Raw genomic sequence first — 5,905 nt, forward strand, 5'->3', positions numbered from 1 at the left:
CAGGTGCTAAAGAATTATTTGCAGTCAGTGTAACAAATGTTTGACAAACCTACAGTCTTTTTCCTGGCTCAGCCTCCATTTTCTCCGCCTGCACCCGCTCCGGCACCTTCCAGTACAGCTCCGGGCTCCCGTTCACGCCCTTCTGCTGAAGCGTCTGCTCCTCTTTCACGCCCTTCCATCCTGGCGCCTGTACCTCTTTCACCGCCTCCCGGCACAGCACCCATGTCATTTCCCGGTCCTCCCGGAGGCATCTCCCCATTCTGACCTTCCCTTTTCCCCGGTTCGCCTTTTCCTCCGTGTCCGAAGCCCCTTCCCGCCGGGCGCTCGCCAACCTGGGTAAGGATGCCCTGGACGGTAAGCTCCTGTATCTCATTGCCCGCCTTAAGCTGCAGCTGTTCTCCTTCCTGCAGCCCCGGCGTGCTGACTAACAGGCAGTAAAATGCCTTCTCCGGTTCATATTCAACCAGAAGGCTGCCGCTTTCATCCAGAAGCTCTGCCCTGCCCTCTTTCGCCTCGCTGTAGTAGGCCATCACCATCGGCTGGCTGGAGCTTTGGGAAAATGTCTGCATCATGCCTGCGCTGGAAGCAGCCACAAAGATCCCTCCGCTTATGAGCGCTGTCCCATTATAATCCAAAGCTCCGTCTCCATCGCTTACAGGGCCGCTGATGTAAACTTCTCCTCCTTCCATGAATAAATGTCCATTGGAATCAATTCCATCCGCCATGGCATTTACACGGACTTTTCCACCTGTAATGCGGACATAAGCATCCTCATTTACCTGCATTTTTCCAAGGCCTCTGTTTTCCTCTTCCCCGTCAGAATCGCCTCCTGCCGCATTAATGCCGTCATCGCTGGAGGTTACCTGGATCTCCCCGCCATTAATATCCACCTTCAGTCCCTCCAGTCCTTCATTGCTCTCACGTATCTGTATGGAACCATCCATAATAGTAAGCCAGGTCTCCGCATGAATGCCATCGTCACCGCACCGGATATCGATCTTTCCTCCTTCGATCACAACATAGCCTTTTTCCGAGTCTGAATCATTGTTGGACTTGATCCCGTCTTCTCCGCTGTCGATCCTGATGCTGCCATCCTTTACTGTTACCGAATCCTTTCCTTTCAATGCATCCTTCACTGCTGTGATCCGGATATTGCCGGAGATCACTTTCAGATCGTCCTTTGAACGTATCCCATTGCTGTAATTACCAATTACTGTCAATGTCCCTGATCCATTTATGGTTAAGTCATCCTTGCTGAAGATCGCTGCATCCGGCTCATCCTCCTCAGCAGAAGGAAACACATACTCTGTCCCATCTGTCACCGTATTCTCAGACCCTTCCGCCAGCACAAGGATGATCTTTCCACTCTGTATCCCATAAATAGGAGAAGAGCTGCTGTTTGAGAGCTGCACTCCGTCCAGCACAAGGCGCACGATATCCTCCCTGCCTGCATCTACTGCTATCTGCCCTTCAAAGCTTCCCCTGAGCACATAAGTTCCGGCTTTTTCAATTTGTATCACTCCGTCCTTAAGAGAAGCACCTTCCCCTTGTATGTCTGCCTCCCTGCCATTGCATGATAGGATTACTGCTTCCTCTTCCTTCCAGCCGGCATTTAAGTCTTCCTCATCATATTCGCCGTGCTTTCCATCTCCCTCAGGCGCCTGGACTTCTCCCTGATCCCATTCTCCTCCCGGTCTGAGTTCCGGTCTTTCTCCCGCTTCATTCCGGGCCGGCCCCTGGCTGGCTGCCTGCTCCTTCTCAGCACTGTTCTCCTGTTCTCTTGCCTCTGCCTGAGACATATCCTGACTTTCTCCGGCGCTGCGGCAGCCTGCAAGCTGTACTGCCATTGCAAGGGCCAGTCCTGCTGCCGCCCATCTTTGCATATTTTTTCTTTTCATATTCCATCTACCTCCCATAGTAAACCTATATGCGCCACCACATCATATCTTTTACAGCCCTCCGGCATTGGTATCCATACGTCCGCACACAATCGTCAGATTGCCATTCCTGCACCGGATCTCGTCCAGCATGGCCTTTTCAATCTCCTGGTTCTTTAACTCCACCTGATAATACAGCTCATACAGGCTTCCCATGTTCACGGTCTTCACCCTGAGCAGCTCTGCCTTTTTCGTATACTTTGTAAAAATGTCATCGAAAATACCCGTGTAATCCAAATCCTCCGGTATGGTCACTCTGATCTCCTTCTGAAGGAACCGACTGCTCCTGTCAGGCATTTCCAGAAGCAGCACTGTCACTACCCCTACCAGCCCTGTGAGGAGGATGGATATCCCTATGTATCCCATGCCATCTGCCAGACCTACCGCCATTGCCAAAAATACGCTGTTGATTTCCCTGGCATCTCCCGGCAGCGAACGGAAGCGCACCAGACCAAAAGCCCCCATAACTGCCACTCCCGTGCCCAGATTTCCATTTACCATCATTATCACCATCTGGACAATAACGGGCAGAAGCACAAGAGTCATCAAAAAGCTTCTGCTGCTCCTGTTCCTGTATCTATGTATCCCTGCCAATACCGCTCCCATGGCAAGAGAAACAGCTGTACATACTGCCATCTGTCCGCCCGTGATGTTGGCCACTGCTCCATTTATGATACTCTCAAGCACAGATAATTCCTCCTTGTACGATATTCTGCTCTGTCCGCTGCATCTGCATCTCCATCATTCTCCAATCCAGAGAAGGCTGCACATACCTGGAATAATATATCCCGTATTTGGAGTAGGATACAGGAAAAATCCGAAGTTCTCCTAAAAGCCTGCACAGCCACACCGGCATGGCCCCCGGAATCTTTATCTCCATTAGGACCTCCCCTTCCTCTATGATCTTCCGTCCATAGGGCTCCACACGCAGATCCAGCTCCCCGGACCGCCCCAGGATATTCCGGTCAAAGGTTACCCGCAGCTGGGGATCCATATCATACACATAAGCCTCCCGCTCATAGGAAATATAGGCCATAGGCTTTAGCTCATAGCGCTTCATGGTGTAATCAAGCTCTGAGAGCACCTGTCCGTCCGTTTCCGGCTGAATGCCATAGTACAGGTATCTTCGTGCCTCCTCCAGCTGCATCCCTATCCTGCGCTTATACACGACAGACCGGAACTTTTTCTTCAGCTCCACATAAACCATGGAATCGTCCGTAAGGGGCGCCCCATAGCCTCTCAAGCGCAGCTTCTCTTTATACAGCGGTTTCTCCAGAGATGTCCTGATCAGCCTGTAATCCGGCGTATCAAAGTAGATATTGCAGATCGTATGCCTCCCATATTCTTCCAGAGAAAACATACCGCCCATCACCAGCATGAGGCTGCTGTACTGCTCCTTTGTCAGCACATATTTTTTCTCATACCGTTCAAATACTTCCCTGGCCATCCTGCATCCTCCTCTCCTTTGCTTTTCTCATATAGAGTACCTGGAAAATGTGTAAAGCTCTTGTAAATTTTGTGTCAGCCATGTGAAAAAGGCATTATCCCTGCCATTTTCCAGGAATAATGCCTTCTCCGACAGCACGAGGCCGCTCTTTTGCCTGCCTTCCTCCGTGCCTATGAATTTTTCATCATAACGCTTTCTACCACATCTGCCACATGCTCACATGCATCACAGCATTTCTCCAAATAAATGAAAACCTCTCTCCACGCAATGATCTCAAGAGGATCTGTCACCTCTGTGTGGAGCCTGCGCATGGAGGTCATAAACAGCCTGTCGCCTTCCTCCTCCAGCTCGTTCATTCCAATGATCAGGCTGTGCAGATTTTTCGATTTCTTATAATCTGCAAATTCATCCATGATCTCCTTTAAATTTTCACAGCACCGGATAATAATATCCGCAAAAGAAACCGCTTCCGGACGGATCGACTGCACATTATTAATGAAAACGCGGATCAGAACATCCTCGATCTTATCTGTCACCTCATCGATGCTCTGGCTTAAAAGCATGATGTCCTCCCGCTCAATGGGAGTGATAAACGCCTTTACAAGGACTCCCATCATCTCATGCTTCTTCTTATCCGCACTGTGCTCGATCCGATGAAGATGGTTCAGATTTTCCTCCAGGGCAGCCACCTGAAAATTTTTCAGATTTGTCTCCAGCATTCTTGCTGCCTCAACCGCACATGCTGAGCATTCAATGAAATTATCAAAATAGTACGCATCACTTTTCTTTGACATGTTCTCTCTCCTTTAACCGTGTATCACCATCATAAACAGCTTTGCCATACAAAATCCAATCAGACCGCAGCCCGGAAAACACATGACCCAGGTCATCGCCATATCCTTAACCACACCAAAGTTAATGGCAGACAATCGCTTCACCGCACCTACGCCCATAATGGATGTTGTCTTTGTGTGGGTCGTGCTCACAGGAATGCCGAAAAGCGAGAAGAACAGCAGACAGGCCGCTCCCGCAATATCCGCAGAAAATCCCTGGTACTTTTCCAGCCTTACCATATCCATTCCCACAGATTTGATGATCTTCTTGCCCCCGATGGAGGTTCCCAAAGCCATAGCTGCAGAGCTTAACAGGAGCATCCACAGTGGGAACCGGACTCCTGACGTATTGCTGCTGCCATTTACCATACAGATTCCCAGCAAAAGCACTCCCATGAACTTCTGTCCGTCCTGGGCGCCGTGCATAAAGGCCATGGCGGCCGCGCCTGCAATCTGGGCATATTTGAAAAATCCATCCGTCTTACGCCGGTCCATATTCCTGCAGATCCAGGCTACGATCCTACAGGACAAAAATCCGCTGGAGAATCCCAGAGTGACTGACAAAACCAGTCCATACACGACCTTCATCCACTCTGCCACATTGATAGCTGAAAAACCGCCCCGGATCGCGATCGCCGCTCCTGTCAGGCCAGCGATCAATGAGTGGCTTTCACTGGTGGGACATCCGCTGTACCAGCAAAAAATAGACCAAACAACAATAGAGACCAGCGCTGCACACAGAGCCACCAACGCCACTGAGCTGTCGTCTCCAAAATCTACCATATTGGTGATCGTCATAGCCACAGTAGAATTGACCATTGTCATAAATACAATGCCGCCGCAATTACAGACAGCAGCCATAACAATGGCAATGTTCACATCCAGGGAACGGGTGGACACACAGGTGGCAATTGCATTCGGAGCATCAGTGATTCCGTTCACACAGATCACTCCCAGCGTCAGCACCACGGTTATCAGCAGCGCCGGATTCGTAACCACCTGCCTCATAAAAAAGGGAAGGGACATATCCATTTTTTGATTACCTACTCTCTTTCTTTTGTGTTTTTCCTAATATTTACTTTTTCTTTACCTTGCTTTTACAATTTGCAAAATTCATCATAGCATGGTTTTTGGTGAGAGTAAAGACTTATTTTGATAACATGGAGGGACTGCATGTACTTTTTTTGATAATATAGCCTTTTATGTGAAATTAGATACCGCCATATTATCCACATATAGTTAATATGGCGGTATAGAAAAATGTTAGATCTTTCTAGTATGCAAAAAGACACAGAAACGGACATCTCCCGTCCATCTCTGTGCCTTCTCATGCGGGTAACAGGACTCGAACCTGCACTCTCGCGAACCAGAACCTAAATCTGGCGTGTCTGCCAATTCCACCATACCCGCGCATCTATCTAATTATAAATTCTTCCTGAATGCCTGTCAAGTATCTTAGCTTTATTACTTGCTTTCCGATCCAGCATATATAAACAGCGCAGAAACGGAACATACTTTGTTCGGTTCTGCGCCATCCATGCGGGTGGCCGGACTTGAACCGGCACGGATGATAAGTCCGAGGGATTTTAAGTCCCTTGTGTCTGCCTATTCCACCACACCCGCTTATAATACAAATGGGGCCTACAGGGCTCGAACCTGTGACCCTCTGCTTGTAAGGCAGATGCTCT

At 49.3% G+C, this 5,905-nt stretch carries 5 protein-coding genes and 2 tRNA genes; all 7 read right to left on the minus strand.

Annotation, left to right across the window (positions count from 1 at the left end):
* Nucleotides 1–68 precede the first annotated feature (68 nt).
* Nucleotides 69–1,898 carry a carbohydrate-binding domain-containing protein gene (locus tag LIZ87_RS21770; RefSeq protein ID WP_227149199.1) on the minus strand — a complete coding sequence of 610 codons (1,830 nt, stop codon included), beginning with the start codon at nucleotides 1,896–1,898 and terminating at the stop codon, nucleotides 69–71.
* A gap of 51 nt (nucleotides 1,899–1,949) precedes the next feature.
* Nucleotides 1,950–2,624 carry a DUF4956 domain-containing protein gene (locus LIZ87_RS21775; RefSeq protein WP_227149200.1) on the minus strand — a complete coding sequence of 225 codons (675 nt, stop codon included), beginning with the start codon at nucleotides 2,622–2,624 and terminating at the stop codon, nucleotides 1,950–1,952.
* Nucleotides 2,617–3,384: a polyphosphate polymerase domain-containing protein gene (locus LIZ87_RS21780; RefSeq protein WP_178314020.1), complete on the minus strand. Its 768-nt coding sequence runs from the start codon at nucleotides 3,382–3,384 to the stop codon at nucleotides 2,617–2,619. Before LIZ87_RS21780 ends, LIZ87_RS21775 begins: the two co-directional genes overlap by 8 nt.
* A gap of 170 nt (nucleotides 3,385–3,554) precedes the next feature.
* Complete coding sequence (locus LIZ87_RS21785; RefSeq protein WP_178314022.1) at nucleotides 3,555–4,178, minus strand: DUF47 domain-containing protein; 624 nt, start codon at nucleotides 4,176–4,178, stop codon at nucleotides 3,555–3,557.
* 12 nt (nucleotides 4,179–4,190) lie between these two features.
* Complete coding sequence (locus tag LIZ87_RS21790) at nucleotides 4,191–5,249, minus strand: inorganic phosphate transporter (protein WP_227149201.1); 1,059 nt, start codon at nucleotides 5,247–5,249, stop codon at nucleotides 4,191–4,193.
* A 298-nt stretch (nucleotides 5,250–5,547) separates the two neighbouring features.
* Nucleotides 5,548–5,627, minus strand: a tRNA-Leu gene (locus tag LIZ87_RS21795).
* 128 nt (nucleotides 5,628–5,755) lie between these two features.
* A tRNA-Leu gene (locus tag LIZ87_RS21800) sits at nucleotides 5,756–5,840 on the minus strand.
* Nucleotides 5,841–5,905 lie beyond the last annotated feature (65 nt).

The organism is Lacrimispora sp. 210928-DFI.3.58 (genome assembly GCF_020554865.1).
GTDB lineage: Bacteria > Bacillota > Clostridia > Lachnospirales > Lachnospiraceae > Enterocloster.

What these genes read in the sequence shown, in the direction of transcription:
- LIZ87_RS21780 (WP_178314020.1), bottom strand. Translation starts at nt 3,384, where the DNA reads ATGGCCAGGGAAGTATTTGAACGGTATGAGAAAAAATATGTGCTGACA.
- LIZ87_RS21790 (WP_227149201.1), bottom strand. Translation starts at nt 5,249, where the DNA reads ATGGATATGTCCCTTCCCTTTTTTATGAGGCAGGTGGTTACGAATCCG.
- LIZ87_RS21785 (WP_178314022.1), bottom strand. Translation starts at nt 4,178, where the DNA reads ATGTCAAAGAAAAGTGATGCGTACTATTTTGATAATTTCATTGAATGC.
- LIZ87_RS21770 (WP_227149199.1), bottom strand. Translation starts at nt 1,898, where the DNA reads ATGAAAAGAAAAAATATGCAAAGATGGGCGGCAGCAGGACTGGCCCTT.